Source organism: Treponema sp. R6D11 (assembly GCF_054786075.1).
In genome coordinates, this window is record NZ_BDHD01001371.1 from 1 (window position 1) to 318 (window position 318).

The window sequence follows — 318 nt, forward strand, 5'->3', positions numbered from 1 at the left end:
GTCTACAGGAAGAACCTGTCCGGTGATATATGTGGAATCGTCCGATGCCAAAAAAAGCACGGCGTTTGCTATATCCTGCGCTGTCCCCATGCGTTTGAGGGGTATCTTTTCGATAAACGCTTCCTTCACTTTGTCGGGAAGGCCGGCGGTCATGTCCGTGGCGATATAACCCGGCGCGACGGCGTTCCCCCTTACGCCCCGGCCCGCCGTCTCGTGGGCAAGGCTTTTCGTCACGCCGATAAGCCCGGCCTTGCTTGCCGAATAGTTTGCCTGCCCCGCGTTGCCGTGGACTCCGACAACGCTCGCCATGTTGATAAT

The 318-nt window shown here is 57.9% G+C and carries 1 protein-coding gene; it reads right to left on the reverse strand.

Translation table 11 applies throughout. From position 1 onward, the window contains the following. Positions 1-318, reverse strand: a 318-nt coding sequence (locus ACYVTD_RS18800; protein ID WP_461249100.1) for an SDR family oxidoreductase, incomplete at both ends; no start/stop codon positions are given.